The sequence below is a fragment of the Escherichia albertii NBRC 107761 = DSM 17582 genome (genome assembly GCF_000759775.1).
In the GTDB taxonomy this organism is placed as follows: domain Bacteria; phylum Pseudomonadota; class Gammaproteobacteria; order Enterobacterales; family Enterobacteriaceae; genus Escherichia; species Escherichia albertii.
The window spans coordinates 1-20,133 of sequence record NZ_BBMY01000096.1; the positions used below are offsets into that span (position 1 = coordinate 1).

Sequence of the window (20,133 nt, forward strand, 5' to 3'; positions counted from 1 at the left end):
CACCTTCATCCTGATGGATGGCGGCCTCCCTACGCTTAAAAAATGGACTTATTATGAAAAAGTTAAAATCATTAATATTGCTCTCCTCTGTGATCTCGACTTCCGTATTTGCTGGAGCGTATGTCGAAAACAGGGAGGCATATAATCTCGCCTCCGATCAGGGCGAGGTTATGCTACGTGTGGGTTATAACTTCGATATGGGCGCGGGTATTATGTTAACCAATACCTATAACTTTCAGAGAAAAGATGAACTAAAGCACGGCTATAATGAAATTGAAGGTTGGTATCCATTATTTAAACCAACCGATAAATTAACCATTCAACCCGGAGGCTTAATCAATGATAAAAGTATTGGCTCCGGTGGTGCTGTGTATCTGGACGTCAATTACAAATTTATGCCGTGGTTTAACCTGACAGTGCGAAATCGCTATAACCATAACAACTACAGTTCCACCGATTTAAATGGTGAACTGGATAATAATGACAGCTACGAAATTGGTAACTACTGGAACTTTATTATTACTGATAAATTCTCTTATACCTTTGAACCTCACTATTTTTACAACCTGAATGATTTCAACAGTAGCAATGGTACGAAGCACCACTGGGAAATCACTAACACTTTCCGTTACCGCATTAACGAACACTGGCTGCCCTATATTGAATTACGCTGGTTAGACCGTAACGTCGAACCGTATCACCGCGAGCAAAATCAGATTCGTATTGGCGCGAAGTATTTCTTCTGATGTGAAACTGCCGGATGCGATGCTGGCGCATCTTATCAGGCCTACAAAAGCCAAAAAAAACCTGCCATCTCTGGCAGGTTTTTCATGACTAAAAAACGAAATTAATCGTCTTTCGATGCGCGGTTGGCACGACGACGATCGTTTTCCGTCAGGTGACGTTTACGAATACGGATAGAGGTCGGAGTCACTTCTACCAGTTCGTCATCATCGATAAACTCCAGCGCTTGTTCCAGAGTCATGCGGATAGGCGGAACCAGAACAACAGCTTCGTCAGTACCGGAAGCACGCATGTTGGTCAGTTTCTTACCGGTCAGGCAGTTTACAGTCAGGTCGTTAGAGCGGCTGTGAATACCGATAATCTGACCTTCATAAACTTCTGCACCGTGACCGAGGAACAGCTTACCGCGATCCTGCAGACCGAACAGCGCGAACGCTACCGCTTTACCCTGACCGTTAGAGATCAATACGCCGTTCTGACGCTGACCCACTTCACCCGGACGAACGTCGTCGTAGTGACTGAAGGTGGAGTACAGCAGACCCGTACCGGAAGTCATGGTCATGAACTCAGAACGGAAACCAATCAGACCACGGCTCGGGATCACGTAGTCGAGACGTACGCGGCCTTTACCGTCTGGGTTCATGTTTTTCAGCTCGCCTTTACGTTCGCCCAGCGCCTGCATGACAGAACCCTGATGCTGCTCTTCAACGTCCAGAGTCACGTTTTCGAACGGCTCTTGTTTACGGCCATCGATTTCACGGAAGATGACTTTCGGACGGGATACCGCCAGCTCGAAACCTTCACGACGCATGTTTTCGATAAGAACGGACAGGTGCAGTTCACCACGACCAGAAACGCGGAACGCATCGGCGTCTTCGGTTTCTTCTACACGCAGCGCAACGTTGTGTACCAGTTCTTTGTTCAGACGATCCAGGATCTGACGAGAAGTAACGAACTTACCTTCTTTGCCGCAGAACGGCGAGGTGTTAACGCAGAAGAACATAGAAACGGTCGGCTCGTCAACGGAGAGTGCCGGCAGCGCTTCAACGTTTTGCGTATCGCAAACGGTGTCAGAAATGTTCAGTTCGCCAAGGCCGGTAATGGCCACGATATCGCCAGCTTCCGCCACTTCGGTTTCGATACGTTCCAGACCGAGGTGGCCCAGCACTTTACCGACTTTCGCGTTACGGGTTTTGCCTTCACTATCAATGATAGTCACCTGCTGGTTCGGCTTCACTTTACCGCGCTTGATGCGGCCAATACCGATAACGCCAACATAGCTGTTGTAATCGAGCTGGGAAATCTGCATCTGGAACGGACCGTCAAGGTCTACGTCCGGCGCTGGCACGTGGTCAACAATCGCCTGGTAGAGCGGAGTCATGTCTTCCGCCATATCTTCGTGGTCCAGACCCGCAATACCGTTCAGCGCAGAAGCGTAAACGATCGGGAAATCCAGCTGCTCGTCAGTCGCGTCGAGGTTAACAAACAGGTCGAATACCTGATCCACAACCCAGTCAGGACGCGCACCAGGACGGTCAACTTTGTTAATAACCACAATGGGTTTCAAACCGTAGGCAAACGCTTTTTTGGTCACGAAGCGCGTTTGCGGCATCGGGCCGTCAAATGCGTCAACCACCAGCAGCACTGAGTCTACCATGGACATGACACGTTCAACTTCACCACCGAAGTCAGCGTGCCCCGGGGTATCAACGATGTTGATACGGTAATCATTCCATTTGATAGCGGTGTTTTTCGCGAGGATAGTAATCCCACGCTCTTTCTCCAAATCGTTGGAGTCCATCACGCGCTCTTGAGTTTCGGCACGAGAGTCGAACGTACCGGATTGTTGGAGCAGCTTGTCTACCAGGGTGGTTTTACCATGGTCTACGTGCGCGATGATGGCGATATTACGCAATTTTTCGATCACAACTTTGCCTCAGGCATTAGAAATAGCGCGTTATTGTACACGGATTAATCGCACCACAAAACAGGATCACAAACATCCTCCGCAAACAAGTATTGCAGAGTTGCTTTGTGATCGCTTTCACGGAGCATAAAAAGGGTTATCCAAAGGTCATTGCACCAATATGGTGCTTAATGTTCCCATTAAAGCACTATATTGGTGCAACATTCGCATCATGGTGCAGCCCTTTTGCACGATGATGCTCATGATAACGCCTTTTAGGGGAAATTTAAAAGTTGGCACAGATTTCGCTTTATCTTTTTTATGGCGACACGGCCCATTTAATTGCAGATTTCGTTACCACGACGACAATGACCAATCCAGGAGAGTTAAAGTATGTCCGCTGAACACGTACTGACGATGCTGAACGAGCACGAAGTGAAGTTTGTTGATTTGCGCTTCACTGATACCAAAGGTAAAGAACAGCACGTCACTATCCCTGCTCATCAGGTGAATGCTGAATTCTTCGAAGAAGGCAAAATGTTTGACGGCTCCTCGATTGGCGGCTGGAAAGGCATTAACGAATCCGACATGGTGCTGATGCCAGACGCGTCCACCGCAGTCATTGACCCATTCTTCGCAGATACTACCCTGATTATCCGTTGCGATATCCTTGAACCTGGCACCCTGCAAGGCTATGACCGTGACCCGCGCTCCATTGCGAAGCGCGCCGAAGATTACCTGCGCTCTACTGGCATCGCCGACACCGTCCTGTTCGGACCAGAACCAGAATTCTTCCTGTTCGATGATATCCGTTTCGGGACATCTATCTCCGGTTCTCACGTTGCCATCGACGATATCGAAGGCGCATGGAACTCCTCCACCCAGTACGAAGGTGGTAACAAAGGTCACCGTCCGGCAGTGAAAGGCGGTTACTTCCCGGTTCCGCCGGTAGACTCTGCTCAGGACATCCGTTCTGAAATGTGTCTGGTGATGGAACAGATGGGCCTGGTGGTTGAAGCACATCACCACGAAGTGGCGACCGCGGGTCAGAACGAAGTGGCTACCCGCTTCAATACCATGACCAAAAAAGCTGACGAAATTCAGATCTACAAATATGTCGTGCACAACGTGGCGCACCGCTTCGGTAAAACCGCGACCTTTATGCCAAAACCGATGTTCGGTGATAACGGTTCCGGTATGCACTGCCACATGTCGCTGTCTAAGAATGGCGTCAACCTGTTCGCAGGCGACAAATACGCAGGTCTGTCTGAACAGGCGCTGTACTACATTGGCGGCGTAATCAAACACGCTAAAGCGATTAACGCCCTGGCAAACCCGACCACCAACTCTTACAAGCGCCTGGTCCCGGGCTACGAAGCACCGGTAATGCTGGCTTACTCCGCGCGTAACCGTTCTGCGTCTATCCGTATTCCGGTGGTTTCTTCTCCGAAAGCACGTCGTATTGAAGTCCGTTTCCCGGACCCGGCGGCTAACCCGTACCTGTGCTTTGCTGCCCTGCTGATGGCCGGTCTTGATGGTATCAAGAACAAGATCCATCCGGGCGAAGCCATGGACAAAAACCTGTATGACCTGCCTCCAGAAGAAGCGAAAGAGATCCCACAAGTTGCAGGTTCTCTGGAAGAAGCACTGAACGAACTGGATCTGGACCGCGAGTTCCTGAAAGCCGGTGGCGTGTTCACTGATGAAGCGATCGATGCGTATATCGCCCTGCGTCGCGAAGAAGATGATCGCGTGCGTATGACTCCGCACCCGGTAGAGTTTGAGCTGTACTACAGCGTCTAAGTGTTTTAGTTGCCGTGGAAACTTTTCGCCTGTCCCTGGCAGGCTTGAGATCGATGGCAAGCACGTCATGCCGGATACGACGCAAATTGCATCTTATCCGGCCTACACAGTGATTATGCGGTAGGCCGGAGCAGGTGAAGTCGCTCTCCGAAGTGAAGTTTGTCATCTATCTGTAGCCCATCTCTGCATGGGCTTTTTTCTCCGTAACTTCTCTAATGCTTCGCGCTTTTTATCCGTAAAAAGCTATAATGCACTAAAATGGTGCAACCTCTTCAGGAGACTGCTTAATGGCAACAGGCATGCAGCCCGATGCTGGGCAGATCCTCAACTCTCTGATTAACAGCATTCTGCTGGTCGATGACGACCTGGCAGTGCATTACGCCAATCCCGCCGCGCAACAACTGCTTGCCCAAAGCTCCCGCAAACTATTTGGTACGCCGTTACCGGAACTGCTGAGCTACTTCTCATTAAATATCGGGCTGATGCAAGAAAGCCTGGAGGCGGGGCAAGGTTTTACCGATAACGAAGTGACGCTGGTGATCGACAGTCGCTCGCATATCCTTTCTGTGACGGCCCAGCGTATGGCAGACGGCATGATCCTGCTGGAGATGGCGCCGATGGATAACCAGCGCCGTTTAAGTCAGGAACAGCTACAACACGCCCAGCAGGTTGCTGCCCGTGATTTAGTGCGCGGCCTGGCGCATGAGATTAAAAATCCGCTTGGCGGTTTACGTGGTGCAGCGCAGTTACTCAGCAAAGCATTACCTGACCCGTCACTGCTGGAATATACCAAAGTGATTATCGAACAGGCGGACCGGCTGCGAAATCTGGTCGACCGCCTGTTGGGGCCACAACTGCCCGGTACGCGCGTTACCGAAAGCATTCACAAAGTCGCAGAACGTGTGGTGACGCTGGTATCAATGGAATTACCGGACAACGTGCGGTTGATTCGTGATTACGACCCCAGCCTGCCGGAGCTGGCGCACGACCCGGAGCAGATAGAACAGGTATTGCTGAATATTGTGCGCAATGCGCTACAGGCGCTGGGGCCGGAGGGCGGCGAAATCATTCTGCGTACCCGCACCGCGTTTCAACTGACCTTACACGGCGAGCGCTATCGACTGGCGGCGCGGATTGATGTGGAAGATAACGGACCAGGCATTCCGCCTCATTTGCAGGATACGCTGTTTTACCCGATGGTCAGCGGCCGCGAAGGTGGTACCGGGCTTGGCTTATCCATCGCCCGTAATTTGATTGATCAGCATTCAGGCAAAATTGAATTTACCAGTTGGCCAGGGCATACCGAGTTCTCGGTTTACCTGCCTATCAGGAAATAAAGGTGACGTTTATGCAACGAGGGATAGTCTGGGTAGTCGATGACGATAGTTCCATCCGTTGGGTGCTTGAACGTGCGCTCGCTGGGGCGGGGTTAACCTGTACGACGTTTGAGAACGGCGCGGAGGTGCTGGAGGCGCTGGCGAGCAAAACGCCGGATGTGCTGCTTTCGGATATCCGTATGCCGGGCATGGACGGGCTGGCGCTGCTTAAACAGATTAAACAGCGTCATCCGATGCTTCCGGTCATCATTATGACCGCGCATTCCGATCTGGATGCCGCCGTCAGCGCCTATCAACAAGGGGCGTTTGATTATCTGCCCAAACCGTTTGATATCGACGAGGCCGTGGCGCTGGTTGAGCGCGCCATCAGCCATTACCAGGAACAGCAACAGCCGCGCAATATCCAGCTTAACGGTCCAACGACCGATATCATCGGCGAAGCGCCGGCCATGCAGGATGTGTTCCGTATTATCGGTCGGCTTTCGCGCTCTTCGATTAGCGTGTTGATCAACGGTGAGTCCGGTACCGGTAAAGAACTGGTCGCTCATGCTCTGCATCGCCATAGCCCGCGAGCCAAAGCGCCGTTTATCGCGCTGAATATGGCGGCAATACCGAAAGATTTGATCGAATCAGAGCTGTTTGGGCATGAGAAAGGCGCGTTTACTGGCGCGAATACCGTTCGCCAGGGGCGCTTTGAACAGGCCGATGGCGGTACGTTATTCCTTGATGAAATTGGCGATATGCCGCTGGATGTGCAGACACGGTTACTGCGCGTGCTGGCAGATGGTCAGTTTTATCGCGTTGGCGGCTATGCGCCGGTGAAAGTGGATGTGCGCATTATCGCTGCCACTCACCAGAATCTGGAGCTACGCGTACAGGAAGGCAAGTTCCGTGAGGATCTGTTCCACCGCCTGAACGTTATCCGCGTTCATCTGCCGCCGCTGCGCGAGCGTCGGGAAGATATTCCCCGTCTGGCGCGCCATTTTCTGCAAGTTGCCGCGCACGAGCTGGGCGTAGAAGCAAAGTTGCTACATCCAGAAACTGAAATCGCTCTGACGCGTCTGGCATGGCCAGGCAACGTGCGTCAGCTGGAAAACACCTGTCGTTGGCTAACTGTGATGGCCGCCGGGCAGGAAGTGCTGATTCAGGATTTACCTGCTGAACTGTTCGAATCAACCGTTGCGGAAACCCCTCCCACTATTCACCCGGACAATTGGGCAACGTTGTTAGCGCAATGGGCGGATAAAGCACTGCGTTCCGGTCATCAAAACTTGCTTTCTGAAGCACAACCAGAGCTGGAGCGGACATTACTGACCACCGCATTGCGGCATACGCAAGGACATAAACAGGAAGCGGCGCGACTGCTTGGTTGGGGACGTAACACCCTGACGCGTAAGTTAAAAGAGCTGGGGATGGAGTGATTCCGCTTTGCTGTGTAAAGATTGTTTATTGAGCTCAAATAGCTGTTATTTTGCGCTTTACTGTTCTGGTAAGTTCAGTATGATCGTGCCCGGAAAACGGGGAGAGTCATTATGCTGGAATCAATAATTAATCTGGTATCGAGTGGCGCAGTTGACAGCCACACACCACAAACAGCCGTTGCTGCCGTGCTATGTGCGGCGATGATAGGGCTGTTTAGTTGAGTTTCAGATTGCTGATGAAGCGCTCATTGTTCATGCCAGATACGGCGTGAACGTCTTATCCGGCCTACAAAAGCAATAATTTCAACAGGTTTTGTAGATCTTATAAGCGTTGTGCATCAGGCAATCTTGTTCTCAGCACATTGATGGCGCTTTCGTTTTCGACCTGGTAAACGAAGCGCCATTCACTCTTTAAATCACCCGAGAGAACTGCTGCATTCGCGCTTTCTGGCGCAAGTAAGTATCAAAGCACATGCAAATGTTGCGGATCAGCAGACGGCCTTTCGCCGTCACCTGAATCCCCTTCTCACTCACATCCACCAGCCCGTCTTTTGCTAACGGGGCCAGCAGCTTAAGATCTTCCGCAAAGTAATCAGCGAAGTGCAAATCCCACTGTTGTTCAACAGGTGCGTAATCCAGACGGAAGTTGCAGATCAGTGATTTAATCACATCGCGGCGAATACAGTCATCACGCGTTAACGCAATACCACGCCACAGCGCATTGCCTTGTTCATCCACCTGCTGGTAGTAGCGCTTTAACTCTTTCTGGTTCTGCGCATAGCAGTCGCCAATCATGCTGATGGCGGAAACGCCCATCCCCAGCAGATCGGTATCGCCCTGGGTGGTGTAGCCCTGGAAATTACGATGCAGCACGCCTTCACGCTGGGCCACCGCCAGCTCGTCATCCGGGCGAGCAAAGTGATCCATACCGATAAACTGATAGCCCGATTGCGTCAGGAAGGCGATGGTTTCCTGCAGGATATCGAGTTTTTGCTGCGGACTCGGCAAGTCAGCATCTTTGATTTTGCGCTGGGCGGCAAAAATGGTCGGCAGATGCGCGTAGTTAAAGACGCTCAGACGATCAGGGTTCAGTTCCGCCACGCGTTTCAGGGTAAAGGAAAAACTTTCCGGCGTCTGTTTCGGCAGACCGTAAATGAGGTCAATATTGGTGGAAGTAAAGCCAATTTCACGCGCATGGTGAAGCAACGCGAAGATGAACTCTTCATCCTGCTCACGGTTGACCAGACGTTGTACTTCTTTGTTGAAGTCCTGCACGCCCATACTCAGACGATTAAAGCCTTCGGCGCGTAAATGATCGAGTACATCCAGCTCGATTTCACGCGGATCGACTTCGATCGAGATCTCCGCATCAACATTAAACTGGAAGTTTTCGCGCAGTAACTTCATCAGGCGGCTGATTTGCGCTTTGTTCAGGTATGTTGGCGTACCGCCGCCCCAGTGCAATTGGCTGACTTTCCGCCCGGCGAACAGCGGCGCGCGATGGATAATTTCTTGCTCCAGTGCGTCCAGATACTGATCGGCCTTGTGCTGCTGGCGAGTGACAATCTTATTGCAACCGCAGAAGTAACAAAGTTTATGACAGAACGGGATATGTACGTAGAGAGATAAGGGACGCTCAGGGTATCGCGCCACGGCTTGTAAAAACGCCTGTTCACCGAAGTCTTCTGAAAACTCCAGTGCGGTCGGGTACGAGGTGTATCGTGGCCCGGAATAGTTATATTTCTGGATCAGGGCCAGGTCCCAGTCGATTTGCTGTACAGACATGCTCACTCCTTCCGATGGCGTCTCTGGCGGCTACGGCGTACCGGATGATGCCCGTTTCGGATCATCAGCCGGTTGCGCAGCCACTTTTGTCGCCGCGACAACCGCTGTAGTTTAACGAATAACCACACCAGATAACATATAACCGGAAGGGTTATCAGCAGAACAGGAAGGCCCACGGCGGCAATTCGTTAGTTGCCCCGCAACAGACGCATCATATCTTCTTGCTTCTCGTCTTCTTCCTCTTCTTCATCGTCGTCATAAGAAAGGCCGAGTTTCTGCATCAGCTCATCGATACGATCCAATTTGGCATCAACCCAGGATTGCTCTTCGGCGCTCAGGGTTTCGCCGGCTTCCAGACGTTCCAGCAGCGCATCCAGACGCTCATCCGTTTCCAGTAACTCCAACTCAGCCTGCGGTGAAAGCATAGGTTTCTCACTCTTCGGTTTATGCTGTTTGGTGACTTTTTCAGTCACGCCCAATGGAATAGGGGTTTTACTGCCGATACGTGGATCTTTCGGTGTACTCTGACCTTTGCTGCCAGAAGTAACGTTACCGCCATTTGCACGGCTGCCAGGCGCATGGCCACGGCGTTTTTTCTGACGCTTGCGGTCACGGGCTTCCTGATTCAGCTCTTCGCGCGTTTTACGACGCGCTTTTGCGTGACCTTTGCCGCGTGAGTTTGAAGATGATGGTTTCATAGTGATTCGTCTTTTAGCCGTTTTATTCAGTATAGATTTGCGGCGGAATCTAACAGAAAGCGAGCAAAGAAAAAAGGCGACAGATTACTCTGTCACCTTTTTTCCTGACTCATAACCCTTAACGGGTCTTACAATCCTTGCAGGCCGCCAACACACCCTGTTTTTCCATCAGCCGGAACATTCCATGTTGATTCCATTTCCCTTTAGTTACGTCTCCGACGTTTGTCTTCCTGACAATCCTCTGTCTTCGCCTCCTGGCGCTCCTGACCCTCATCCTGAGTCATCGTTCCTGTTCGCGTCCTCGCTCTATGGGGGCTACTTTACGCTTCTGCGTTAAACAAACAATCAACCACCACCAGTATGGTTTTATTTTCAGATTATTACATAAAAGCAATCAACTGATTTATTTAGCTTATTTGACATGTGTCGCAGAATTTACTCCTAAATTTCGCATAAAGGTTATCGGCAATGTCTCACAAAGCGTATGGCTTTTACTTACACGGTTCACGCCGAAAAATCCGCCTTTTATTGTGGTTCAGGTATAATCGCCGCAAAGCTTTGACTGACGGAGACGACCGCTTTGACTAATTTGAATTATCAACAGATGCATTTTGTGATGAGTGCGCCTGATATTCGCCACTTACCTTCCGATACTGGAATTGAAGTGGCTTTTGCAGGCCGTTCCAACGCAGGTAAATCCAGCGCGCTGAACACGCTGACCAATCAGAAAAGCCTGGCAAGGACCTCAAAAACCCCGGGCCGTACCCAGCTTATTAACCTGTTTGAAGTGGCTGACGGCAAACGCCTGGTCGACCTGCCCGGCTATGGCTATGCGGAAGTTCCCGAAGAGATGAAGCGCAAATGGCAACGCGCGCTCGGCGAATATCTCGAAAAGCGCCAGAGTCTGCAAGGTCTGGTGGTGCTGATGGATATTCGCCATCCGCTGAAAGATCTTGATCAGCAAATGATTGAGTGGGCGGTAGACAGCAATATCGCTGTGCTGGTGCTGCTGACAAAGGCAGACAAACTAGCGAGCGGCGCACGTAAAGCGCAATTGAATATGGTGCGTGAAGCGGTTCTGGCGTTTAACGGTGATGTGCAAGTTGAAACCTTCTCTTCGCTGAAGAAGCAAGGTGTGGATAAACTGCGCCAGAAGCTGGATACCTGGTTTAGCGAGATGCAGCCCGTCGAAGAAACGCAGGACGGCGAATAATTTTCTTGCTCTGATGCATGGGCCGGATATCACGTATCCGACCCATAAAATCATGCAAATTTAATAAATTACAATTATACCGTGGGCCTGGTTAACATCGCGCATCAGGCATCACGCATCTTTTCTTTCGTCCAATAAAAAACGCCCCAGTCATTACTGACTGGGGCGGCTAAAATATTCAGCCAAATCCGATTACGTGAAGTAAAAGGTCTGAAAGATAGAACATCTTACCTCTGTACCCTACGCGAGTAACTTTACTCTTTTTTGTTCAGTTCAGAAAGCATTTTTTTTCAGTTGTTGCATAGGAATTTCTAATACCCATCACAAAACATTGCTACTTATGTTGCTTACTTACGAAAAAAAGGCTTGTTCGGGAGAATCTTAGTGCGCCTGATCCCAGTTTTCGCCGCTACCGACTTCCACCAGCAACGGCACATCCAGACGAGTACAGTTTTCCATCAGTTGATGGATCTTCTTCGCCACCACATCGAGATCGTCTTTGTGAACTTCAAACACCAGTTCATCGTGTACCTGCATAATCATGCGCACGCGCGGTTTCTCGGCTTGTAGCCATGCATCAACGGCAATCATCGCCCGTTTAATAATGTCAGCGGCGGTTCCCTGCATTGGTGCGTTAATTGCCGCACGTTCCGCTCCTGCACGACGTGCGGCATTGCTGGACTTAATATCCGGCAGATACAGACGACGGCCTTCCAGCGTTTCAACATAACCTTGTTCTTTCGCCTGAGCACGAGTGCGCTCCATATACTCCAGCACGCCCGGATAGCGTTCGAAGTAAAGGTCCATGTACTTCTGCGCCTCTTTGCGTGGAATATTCAGTTGGCGCGCCAGGCCGAAAGCGCTCATGCCGTAAATCAAACCAAAGTTGATGGCTTTTGCGCTACGACGTTGTTCGCTGGTGACAGTCTCCAGCGGCAAACCAAACACTTCTGCCGCCGTAGCCCGATGGATATCTTTTCCTTCGGCGAACGCCGTCAGCAACCCCTTGTCACGCGAGAGATGCGCCATGATACGCAGTTCAATCTGTGAGTAGTCCGCCGAAACAATCACGTGATCCTGCGGCGCAATAAACGCCTGGCGGATACGGCGGCCTTCTTCGTTACGTACCGGAATGTTTTGCAGGTTAGGATCCGTTGACGACAAACGTCCTGTTGCCGTCACCGCCTGGTGGTACGACGTATGCACGCGCCCGGTTTTCGGGTTGATCATCAACGGCAGCTTGTCGGTGTAAGTCGACTTCAGCTTCGCCAGACCTCGATACTCCAGAATGACTTTCGGCAACGGATAATCCAGCGCCAGCTCTTCCAGCACTTCTTCCGACGTTGACGGCGCGCCACCCGGCGTTTTCTTCAGCGGCTTAATTCCCTGTTTTTCAAACAGAATAGTTTGTAACTGCTTGGTAGAAGAAAGATTAAACTCTTCCCCGGCAATCTCGTGCGCTTTCTTTTCCAGCTCCGCCAGACGCAGAGTGAGCTCTTCAGAATGATTGTGCAGTACTTTCGGATCGATCTTCACGCCGTTACGTTCAATGCGTGAAATCACCGGCACCAGCGGCATTTCGATGTTCTCAAAGACGTTCAACGGACCTTTATGTTTTTGCAGCTCTGGCCACATTTTCAGATGCAACTGTAAGGTGACATCCGCATCTTCAGCAGCATAACGTCCGGCCTCTTCCAGAGCTATCTGATTAAAGGTGAGTTGATTTTTACCTTTACCCGCAATCTCTTCAAAAGTAATGGTTTTGTGCTTCAACCAACGTTCCGCGAGGCTGTCCATGTCATGACGTCCGGCAACGCTATTGAGAATGTAGGACTCCAGCATGGTATCAAACGCAATACCGCGTAGTTCAATGTCGTAGTTCGCCAGGATACCGCGATCGTATTTCAGGTTTTGCCCGACCTTCAGCGCCTTCTCATCTTCCAGCAGCGGTTTTAGCAGTTCCAACACGCGTTCGCGCGATATCTGCTCGGGCGCATCAAGATAATCATGAGCAACCGGAACATATGCCGCTACGCCCGGCTCGATAGCAAAAGAAAGCCCAACCAGATTGGCTGAGATGTTATCGAGGCTGTCGGTTTCAGTATCAAAAGCAAACACCGGCGCTTTCTCCAGCCTGGTAATCCACGCTTTCAGCGTGTCTTCGTCCAGAATAGTGACATAATTGTCATAGGATATCGTCGTCGCATTCACTTCCGGTGCTTCGTCGGTAACGAGAGTTTCTTGCGGCTTAGCGACAGGTTTCGCCCCTTTAGCCTGCAGCCATTTACCTGCTTCTACATCGGCAGTCCAGCGTTTGAACTCATACTTCTTAAACAGTCCCAGCAACTCTTCCGCCGCAGGTTGCTGCACTTCCAGTTGCTCACAAGTTAGCTCCAACTCAACATCGGTTTTAATCGTCGCCAGTTGATATGAGAGGTAAGCCACTTCTTTATTTTGCTCGAGCTTTGCCGCCATTGTTTTGGCGCCACGGAAGCTCAATCCGGCGATTTTTTCTGGCTCGGCATACAGCGTATCCAGCCCACCAAGACCTTGTAGCAGTGCCTGCGCAGTTTTTTCACCTACACCCGGTACGCCCGGAATGTTATCGGAGGAATCGCCCATCAACGCCAGGAAATCGATAATCAATTCTGGCGGTACGCCGTATTTGTTCACAACTTCATCCGGGCCGAGGATGGTATTCGTCATGGTATTGATCAGAGTGATATTAGGCGTCACCAGTTGCGCCATATCTTTATCACCGGTGCTGATCAGCACTGGACGCCCAGCTTTTTCTGCTTCGCGCGCCAGAGTGCCGATAACATCGTCCGCTTCTACGCCAGAAACGGCCAGCAGCGGTAGGCCCATCGCTTTTACCATCGCATGCAAGGGTTCGATCTGCGCTCGCAGATCGTCCGGCATCGGCGGGCGATGTGATTTGTAATGTTCAAACAGTTCATCACGAAAGGTTTTTCCCTTGGCGTCAAAGACCACCGCAGCGTGCGTCGGTTTATATTGCATGATCAGACTGCGCAGCATGTTGAGGACACCGTACATCGCACCTGTCGGTTCGCCTGCGCTGTTGGTCAACGGCGGAAACGCGTGATATGCGCGATAAAGATAAGATGAACCATCTACAAGGATAAGTGGGTTTTGGGGGATCTGAACCATAATGTCCGTACCTGTTTATCAGATTATGAGTAAAGGATGCCACAGACAGGATGAAAACATGAGTTTTTCACCACTTCTGGCGAGAATCTTTTGTAGATCTTCTGGATCGCTCGCAAATCACCATGTGGATAACTTTGTGCATAAATTATTTACATCGTTTTTAATTTATTATCATGCTTTTTACAGAATAATATTTATTGTTGTTTTTCATATGGTTAAAATTAAATTCTTTGCTAATAATTAGGAGGGAGGGATTTTTTCTAATGTGGATAGATATAATTTGTTTTTCTATTTAAGGATCATCCGTTATTTGTACCGTTTTCTGATAAAATCTGCGCCTTGCGCGTCTTTCGCGCACTGTCTATGGCTAACTTTTTGAATAAATTAATTATGACGAGAATACTCGCTGCGATAACCCTTTTGCTGAGTATCGTATTGACCATCCTGGTCACTATATTTTGTTCTGTCCCGATCATCATTGCCGGGATCGTAAAGCTATTGTTCCCTGTGCCAATAATTTGGCGAAAGGTGTCGAGTTTCTGTGATTTTATGATGTTTTGTTGGTGTGAAGGGCTGGCGCTATTGCTGCATCTTAATCCACATCTACAATGGGAAGTTCATGGGCTGGAAGGGTTAAGTAAAAAGAACTGGTATCTGCTTATTTGTAACCACCGTAGCTGGGCAGATATTGTTGTACTGTGCGTGCTGTTTCGTAAGCACATTCCGATGAATAAATATTTTCTCAAACAACAGCTAGCCTGGGTGCCTTTTCTTGGTCTGGCATGCTGGGCACTGGATATGCCGTTTATGAGGCGCTATTCCCGCACTTATTTACTGCGCCACCCGGAACGACGCGGTAAGGACGTGGAAACCACCCGGCGCTCATGTGAGAAGTTTCGCCTGCATCCCACCACAATTGTTAATTTTGTCGAAGGCTCCCGCTTCACTGAAGAAAAACATCAGCAAACACGTTCCCCCTATAAAAATCTGTTGCCACCAAAAGCGGCGGGGATTGCAATGGCATTGAATGTGCTGGGCAAACAATTTGATAAATTGCTTAATGTCACGCTCTGTTATCCAGAAAACAATCGTCAGCCCTTTTTCGATATGTTAAGTGGGAAGTTAACGCGAATTGTTGTAAAGGTTGAGCTGCAGCCCATTGCTGATGAATTACATGGCGATTATGTGAACGATAAGGCATTTAAGCGTCGATTTCAGTTATGGCTAAACACTCTCTGGCAAGAGAAAGATCAGTACCTGAACACGCTTATTTCTTCCCATCGGCAAGATTGAGTAGCGTTGCTCGCCCCGGAAATTCCCTGGGCGAGCAACAGATATCACGGCATCAAACGTGTCATACGCATAAAAAACGCCATGTCTGTCATTTCATTACCGTTAAAATTCACTTTTCCCTGTTCATAGTGAAGTTGTAGTGAACCGGCATTATCATCAAACTTAAGTAAATCAAGTTGTTGCCCCGTATCCTTAAATTCTGCGAGCGCTTGTTCTGCCATTCGCTGTGCAGTCTCGGTGTTTTTACCTTCTGATAAATTGATCTGTTTCTCCAATTCACCAATAACATTAAATGGCAGAAAAATATTCAGGTCCAACGACTTTATACTATTATCAACAGATCGAGCTCCATCCGTAGCAATATTCAGGTGCCCCTTCAATTCCCCAACAGTATTTTTCCATTTAACAGGGATCTGAATAACAGGCTCACTTTTTAACAAAATTAGCAAACTTTCTCCCAGTACCCCAACCCGGAGATCATCCATCGCATTTTCATCTTTTATTAAATCAGGATTATTTGCCAACTGATTGCGTAATGAAGTATTGTAGTATTCAATAAATGCTCTGAAAGCGTTGGGATCAATAGCATCAAATTGTAATGACATATCGCCACTACCAAAGTTCTGATCGCCCTTTTTTAAAGTGTCAATAGCGTAGGAAAAATTAGCATTTATATATTTCTTATCCTTTGTGCGTTCAAGTATTATTTTGGCAGTAAAAGCATTAATTTTAGCAATATCGTTATCAAGTACCTGAAGCCTAACCTTATTAAATTTTAAATCACTTATTCCCACTGGATATCTCATTTCCTCCATATGAGATAATGCGTTAACAGTCATCGAATTTGCTGTAAGTTTAGTTATGGAATCCAGATTTACGATAACATTATTCAGGTATCCAGTTACTGCCATATTTGACGGTGAACTATCATCACCACGAAACATGAACTTACCATCTTCATAAGAGATATCCTGAAATTTTGCTGGAGTTATATTCACCTCTGTGGTTAGCGCTCCACCAAATGCAACCACAATATCAGCAGCGAACGGTGTCTTACCTTTCGTTGCAGTGTAGTAGGATTGTGTAACCTCATTCTTGGCCAGAGATACCTTTGTCGTTGCTATAGTTGGCTTTATATTACCCTTTGAAAGCTGGCTCAGCGGAAAGGGGCCATGATCAACATTGATATTCAGTACAATACTCTGACCGGATTTAATTTCACTCTCTGTAATACCATTATTAAATGGTCAGAGCAATCTGGAAAGATGAACTAAAAAATCCCCTTTTATAATTTTTATAGCTCAGCGTCATATCATGAGTGCTATTGCTATTTTTATTGGCTAATAATATGCTCCACAGCGGTACATGGTTTTCATACCAGAAAACCATGTACCACTACCCAGAATGACAACAACAGCAATAACCAAACCGGCTATTGATTTACGTATCATAAATTTATCCCTGAAGAAGAGTAACGCGATTAAGTATACCGCTACGCGAATATCCTCTACAGGATTCATATTGTCCAGCAACGAGATGAATTATCAGAAAGTATTTATATTTATTCTAATAACTAAAAAGCCCGTGAATATTCACGGGCTTTTTATAATATGAGAAAACTTATTTCTTCTCGGACAGATATTTCACCGTATCAGCATACTGCTGAACAAAAACATCCATATTACTGGTGTCCATACCCTGCGGGTTCAGCTGATATTTGCCGTTAACGAACATCGCCGGAACCCCCTGCAATTGCAGATCGGCTGCCGCTTTTTCTTGCTGTGCGACCAGGGATTTAACAACAAAGCTGTTCCATGCCGCATCATACTCTTCACCTTTAATACCCGCGTTGATAAAGACATTACGGATATCAGCCGCAGAGCGAATAGTTTGCGTTTTCTGTACGCCTTCAAACAGCGGAACAGTCACTTTATTTTCTACACCCAGAGCCATCGCTACAGCCCATGCCTGAGTCAAATCTTTGCCCAGGTCCCCGCCCATGAAATTGACGTGGTATTTAGTCATCTTCACGCCTTCCGGCAGTTTTTTCTTCACGTTATCTGAAATATGCAGAACTTCTTCAAACTGATAGCAGTGTGGGCAGAAGAAAGAGAAAAACTCCAGCACTTGCGGCGCGCCAGCAACCGGTTTTTCCAGAGTGGTGTACTGTTTACCATCTTCATACTGCGCCGCCGATACGCTAAACGCTAAAACTAAACCAGCCAGCGCCAGCCAAATCTTTTTCATGATCTACTCTCTCCGATTAATACATAGGTGTTAATTGCAAAGGGGGTTCTTGTAGAACTTTTACCTGCTCTATAAAGGTCGCTGTCTGCCGCCGCCAGTAATCTTCCCCGACTAACCACGGGAAATTTTTCGGGAACGCGGGATCAGCCCAACGTCGCATTAGCCAGGCAAGATAATAAACCAAACGCATAGCGCGTAAAGGTTCAATAAGTCCAATTTCAGCGGTGTCGAAATCGCTAAACTCTTCATAAGCTTCAATAATGGTTTCCAGCTGCATCCTTTGCTCGGCTTTATCGCCATTCAGCAACATCCAAAGATCCTGTACAGCTGGGCCATTACGTGCATCGTCTAAATCGACAAACAGGGGTCCATCACGCCAGAAAATATTCCCGGCATGGCAGTCTCCATGTAACCGCAGAACGGTAAAATCTTCCCGCCAGTGTGCTGTAACGGCAGCGATCAACTCATCTGTCGCTTTCAGGAATGCCGCTTTCAACCCAGAAGGTATCAGTGTAGCGTCCTCAAACAGTTTGCGTGGCTCAATGAGATATTCATTCAAACCGATGGTCGGGCGATGGATAAAAAGCTGTTTGCGTCCCGTCTGGTGCATACGTCCTAAATAACGCCCAACCGCTTCCATCTGATCGATATTATCAGCTTCGAACTGACGACCACCGACACTTGGAAAAACGGCGAAATAAAATCCCTGATGACGCAATAAAGTCTGCCCATTAAAGACCACAGGCGCTGCGACCGGAACTTCATCGTTTACTAACTGCAACGCAAATTGATGTTCTTCGAGGATTTGCTCGGCTGTCCAACGTTCAGGGCGATAGAATTTGACGACAAAGCGTCGGCGATCTTCGTCCTGAAATTGATAGACACGGTTTTCATAGCTGTTAAGCGGGGTAAGACCGGAATCCACCCGGATCCCTTGCTCAAACAGAGCATCCATGATGGTATCCGGGTGTAGTGTCTGGAAAGTAAATGCGTTGTTATTCATCCCATCATCCGGAAAACATTACGAATGATGAAGGATATCATTTCGCGATGATTTTGTTGGCGGCGCTTACAAGCTTTTACTCTTTAATTACGCCACGTGCACGTAACAGCGCCGTTTTGAAATCTTCTTCATAATCTTTCTGTAAACCAGGGATCACCGCGTCTTTCGCGGAATCACGCATTTTCAGATGATAGATCAGAATATCATCCGTCAAATCCGCCAGTTCACCATCAAAACCTGACTCTTTCGCCAATTTTTGCAAAAATTGCAGCAGGTTAAGATCCGGCTCTTTTTGCCAGGCTGGCTGGAGGAGTTCAATAACTTCATTCAGACGTTTACATTTCATGGTAATGCTCCTTACTCTTGAGACAGACACGTTAGCAGGGTCAATCCCACAATAAAAGAGGCGATATCGGTGAATCTGATGACGACGATAACAGGCGTAGTACTGGCGGGCGGTAAGGCCAGACGGATGGGCGGCGCGGATAAAGGATTGCTTGAATTAAACGGCAAACCGTTATGGCAACATGTCGCTGACGCGCTTATGACGCAGCTCTCTCACGTCGTGGTTAATGCCAATCGCCATCAGGAAATCTATCAGGCAAGCGGCCTGAAAGTGATAGCGGATTCTCTGGCGGATTACCCAGGCCCTCTGGCAGGAATGCTTTCAGTAATGCAGCAGGAAGCGGGTGAGTGGTTTTTGTTTTGTCCGTGCGATACGCCTTACATTCCCCATGCTTTAGCCTCCCGGCTTAATCATCAGCGCAAAGATGCGCCTGTCGTGTGGGTCCACGACGGTGAACGCGATCACCCGACTATTGCTCTGGTAAACCGTACTATTGAACCGCTATTACAGGAATATCTGCAAGCAGGAGAACGCCGGGTAATGGCATTTATGCGGCTGGCTGGCGGTCATGCGGTTGATTTCAGCGATCATAAAGAGGCATTTGTAAACGTGAATACGCCAGAGGAGCTTGCCCGATGGCAGGAAAAACGATGATACCGTTACTCGCCTTTGCCGCGTGGAGTGGCACTGGAAAAACTACGCTACTGAAAAAACTGATCCCAGCATTATGCGCCAGAGGGATCCGTCCGGGGCTGATTAAGCATACACACCATGATATGGATGTTGATAAACCGGGCAAAGATAGCTATGAATTGCGCAAAGCTGGCGCGGCGCAAACCATCGTTGCCAGCCAGCAGCGATGGGCTTTGATGACGGAAACACCAGACGAAGAAGAGCTGGATCTACATTTTCTCGCAAGTCGGATGGATACCTCAAAGCTGGATTTGATTCTGGTCGAAGGGTTTAAGCATGAAGAGATCGCAAAGATTGTGCTTTTTCGCGATGGAGCCGGACATCGACCGGAAGAGTTGGTGATGGACGAGCATGTTATTGCTGTGGCCAGCGATATACCGCTAAATATTGATGTCGCCTTACTGGATATTAATGATGTTGAGGGGCTGGCTGATTTTGTGGTGGAGTGGATGCAAAAGCAGGACGGATAAGTAAAA

Annotated in this window: 18 protein-coding genes and 1 pseudogene; 9 read left to right on the forward strand and 10 right to left on the reverse strand. The window is 48.8% G+C overall.

All coding sequences use genetic code 11. The annotated features are described in order from the left end of the window. Positions 1 to 53: 53 nt before the first annotated feature. Positions 54 to 746 carry a porin OmpL gene (ompL, locus tag EA14781_RS15865; protein WP_000734382.1) on the forward strand — a complete coding sequence of 231 codons (693 nt, stop codon included), beginning with the start codon at positions 54 to 56 and terminating at the stop codon, positions 744 to 746. A 101-nt stretch (positions 747 to 847) separates the two neighbouring features. Here the strand turns inward: ompL and typA are convergent, their stop codons facing one another. Beyond that, positions 848 to 2,671: a ribosome-dependent GTPase TypA gene (typA, locus tag EA14781_RS15870; protein WP_000570676.1), complete on the reverse strand. Its 1,824-nt coding sequence runs from the start codon at positions 2,669 to 2,671 to the stop codon at positions 848 to 850. A gap of 372 nt (positions 2,672 to 3,043) precedes the next feature. Between typA and glnA the strand changes: the two genes are divergently transcribed. From glnA to EA14781_RS15895, 4 genes are all read left to right on the forward strand, one after another. Continuing rightward, complete coding sequence (glnA, locus tag EA14781_RS15880) at positions 3,044 to 4,453, forward strand: glutamate--ammonia ligase (protein WP_001271723.1); 1,410 nt, start codon at positions 3,044 to 3,046, stop codon at positions 4,451 to 4,453. 287 nt (positions 4,454 to 4,740) lie between these two features. Beyond that, complete coding sequence (glnL, locus tag EA14781_RS15885) at positions 4,741 to 5,790, forward strand: nitrogen regulation protein NR(II) (protein ID WP_000190538.1); 1,050 nt, start codon at positions 4,741 to 4,743, stop codon at positions 5,788 to 5,790. Positions 5,791 to 5,801: 11 nt separating this feature from the next. Further along, entirely contained in the window at positions 5,802 to 7,211 is a 1,410-nt protein-coding gene (gene glnG, locus EA14781_RS15890) for a nitrogen regulation protein NR(I) (protein ID WP_002460577.1), read from the forward strand. A gap of 111 nt (positions 7,212 to 7,322) precedes the next feature. Further along, on the forward strand, positions 7,323 to 7,433 hold the full coding sequence (locus EA14781_RS15895) for a YshB family small membrane protein (protein WP_000893994.1): 111 nt from the start codon (positions 7,323 to 7,325) through the stop codon (positions 7,431 to 7,433). A gap of 189 nt (positions 7,434 to 7,622) precedes the next feature. On the opposite strand, the gene hemN is transcribed toward EA14781_RS15895, so the two are convergent. The 3 genes and pseudogenes from hemN to EA14781_RS26080 form a co-directional block, all read right to left on the reverse strand. Beyond that, the gene (hemN, locus tag EA14781_RS15900) at positions 7,623 to 8,996 is read right to left on the reverse strand and encodes an oxygen-independent coproporphyrinogen III oxidase (protein ID WP_000116074.1); all 1,374 of its coding nucleotides are present in this window, start codon (positions 8,994 to 8,996) and stop codon (positions 7,623 to 7,625) included. Positions 8,997 to 9,184: 188 nt separating this feature from the next. Next, positions 9,185 to 9,694: a Der GTPase-activating protein YihI gene (gene yihI, locus EA14781_RS15905; RefSeq protein ID WP_000804890.1), complete on the reverse strand. Its 510-nt coding sequence runs from the start codon at positions 9,692 to 9,694 to the stop codon at positions 9,185 to 9,187. 118 nt (positions 9,695 to 9,812) lie between these two features. Next, positions 9,813 to 10,040: pseudogene (locus EA14781_RS26080) on the reverse strand (hypothetical protein). Positions 10,041 to 10,274: 234 nt separating this feature from the next. Between EA14781_RS26080 and yihA the strand changes: the two are divergent. Further along, positions 10,275 to 10,907 carry a ribosome biogenesis GTP-binding protein YihA/YsxC gene (yihA, locus tag EA14781_RS15910; RefSeq protein ID WP_000183325.1) on the forward strand — a complete coding sequence of 211 codons (633 nt, stop codon included), beginning with the start codon at positions 10,275 to 10,277 and terminating at the stop codon, positions 10,905 to 10,907. Between the two features lie 178 nt (positions 10,908 to 11,085). Here the strand turns inward: yihA and spfP are convergent, their stop codons facing one another. After that, positions 11,086 to 11,133, reverse strand: a complete 48-nt coding sequence (gene spfP, locus EA14781_RS26170) for a small protein SpfP (protein WP_071892919.1) — start codon at positions 11,131 to 11,133, stop codon at positions 11,086 to 11,088. A 155-nt stretch (positions 11,134 to 11,288) separates the two neighbouring features. Next, entirely contained in the window at positions 11,289 to 14,075 is a 2,787-nt protein-coding gene (polA, locus tag EA14781_RS15915; RefSeq protein ID WP_000249986.1) for a DNA polymerase I, read from the reverse strand. A 363-nt stretch (positions 14,076 to 14,438) separates the two neighbouring features. Here polA and yihG point away from each other — a divergent pair, with 363 nt between their 5' ends. Beyond that, a complete protein-coding gene (gene yihG / locus EA14781_RS15925; protein ID WP_024164683.1) occupies positions 14,439 to 15,368 on the forward strand; it encodes a 1-acylglycerol-3-phosphate O-acyltransferase YihG in 930 nt (309 codons plus the stop codon). 44 nt (positions 15,369 to 15,412) lie between these two features. Here yihG and EA14781_RS15930 read toward each other — a convergent pair whose 3' ends face one another. The 4 genes from EA14781_RS15930 to EA14781_RS15945 form a co-directional block, all read right to left on the reverse strand. Then, the gene (locus EA14781_RS15930) at positions 15,413 to 16,600 is read right to left on the reverse strand and encodes a DUF945 family protein (protein WP_308221973.1); all 1,188 of its coding nucleotides are present in this window, start codon (positions 16,598 to 16,600) and stop codon (positions 15,413 to 15,415) included. A gap of 388 nt (positions 16,601 to 16,988) precedes the next feature. Further along, on the reverse strand, positions 16,989 to 17,615 hold the full coding sequence (gene dsbA / locus EA14781_RS15935) for a thiol:disulfide interchange protein DsbA (protein WP_000725356.1): 627 nt from the start codon (positions 17,613 to 17,615) through the stop codon (positions 16,989 to 16,991). Positions 17,616 to 17,631: 16 nt separating this feature from the next. Beyond that, positions 17,632 to 18,618: a stress response kinase SrkA gene (gene srkA / locus EA14781_RS15940; protein ID WP_001062018.1), complete on the reverse strand. Its 987-nt coding sequence runs from the start codon at positions 18,616 to 18,618 to the stop codon at positions 17,632 to 17,634. 76 nt (positions 18,619 to 18,694) lie between these two features. Beyond that, positions 18,695 to 18,964 carry a YihD family protein gene (locus tag EA14781_RS15945; protein ID WP_001295263.1) on the reverse strand — a complete coding sequence of 90 codons (270 nt, stop codon included), beginning with the start codon at positions 18,962 to 18,964 and terminating at the stop codon, positions 18,695 to 18,697. A 69-nt stretch (positions 18,965 to 19,033) separates the two neighbouring features. On the opposite strand from EA14781_RS15945, the gene mobA reads away from it, so the two are divergent. Both mobA and mobB read left to right on the forward strand, forming a co-directional pair. Further along, on the forward strand, positions 19,034 to 19,618 hold the full coding sequence (gene mobA, locus EA14781_RS15950) for a molybdenum cofactor guanylyltransferase MobA (protein WP_001052152.1): 585 nt from the start codon (positions 19,034 to 19,036) through the stop codon (positions 19,616 to 19,618). Continuing rightward, complete coding sequence (gene mobB / locus EA14781_RS15955; RefSeq protein ID WP_000907618.1) at positions 19,600 to 20,127, forward strand: molybdopterin-guanine dinucleotide biosynthesis protein MobB; 528 nt, start codon at positions 19,600 to 19,602, stop codon at positions 20,125 to 20,127. The genes mobA and mobB overlap by 19 nt, the downstream gene beginning before the upstream one ends. The last annotated feature ends 6 nt before the right edge of the window (positions 20,128 to 20,133 follow it).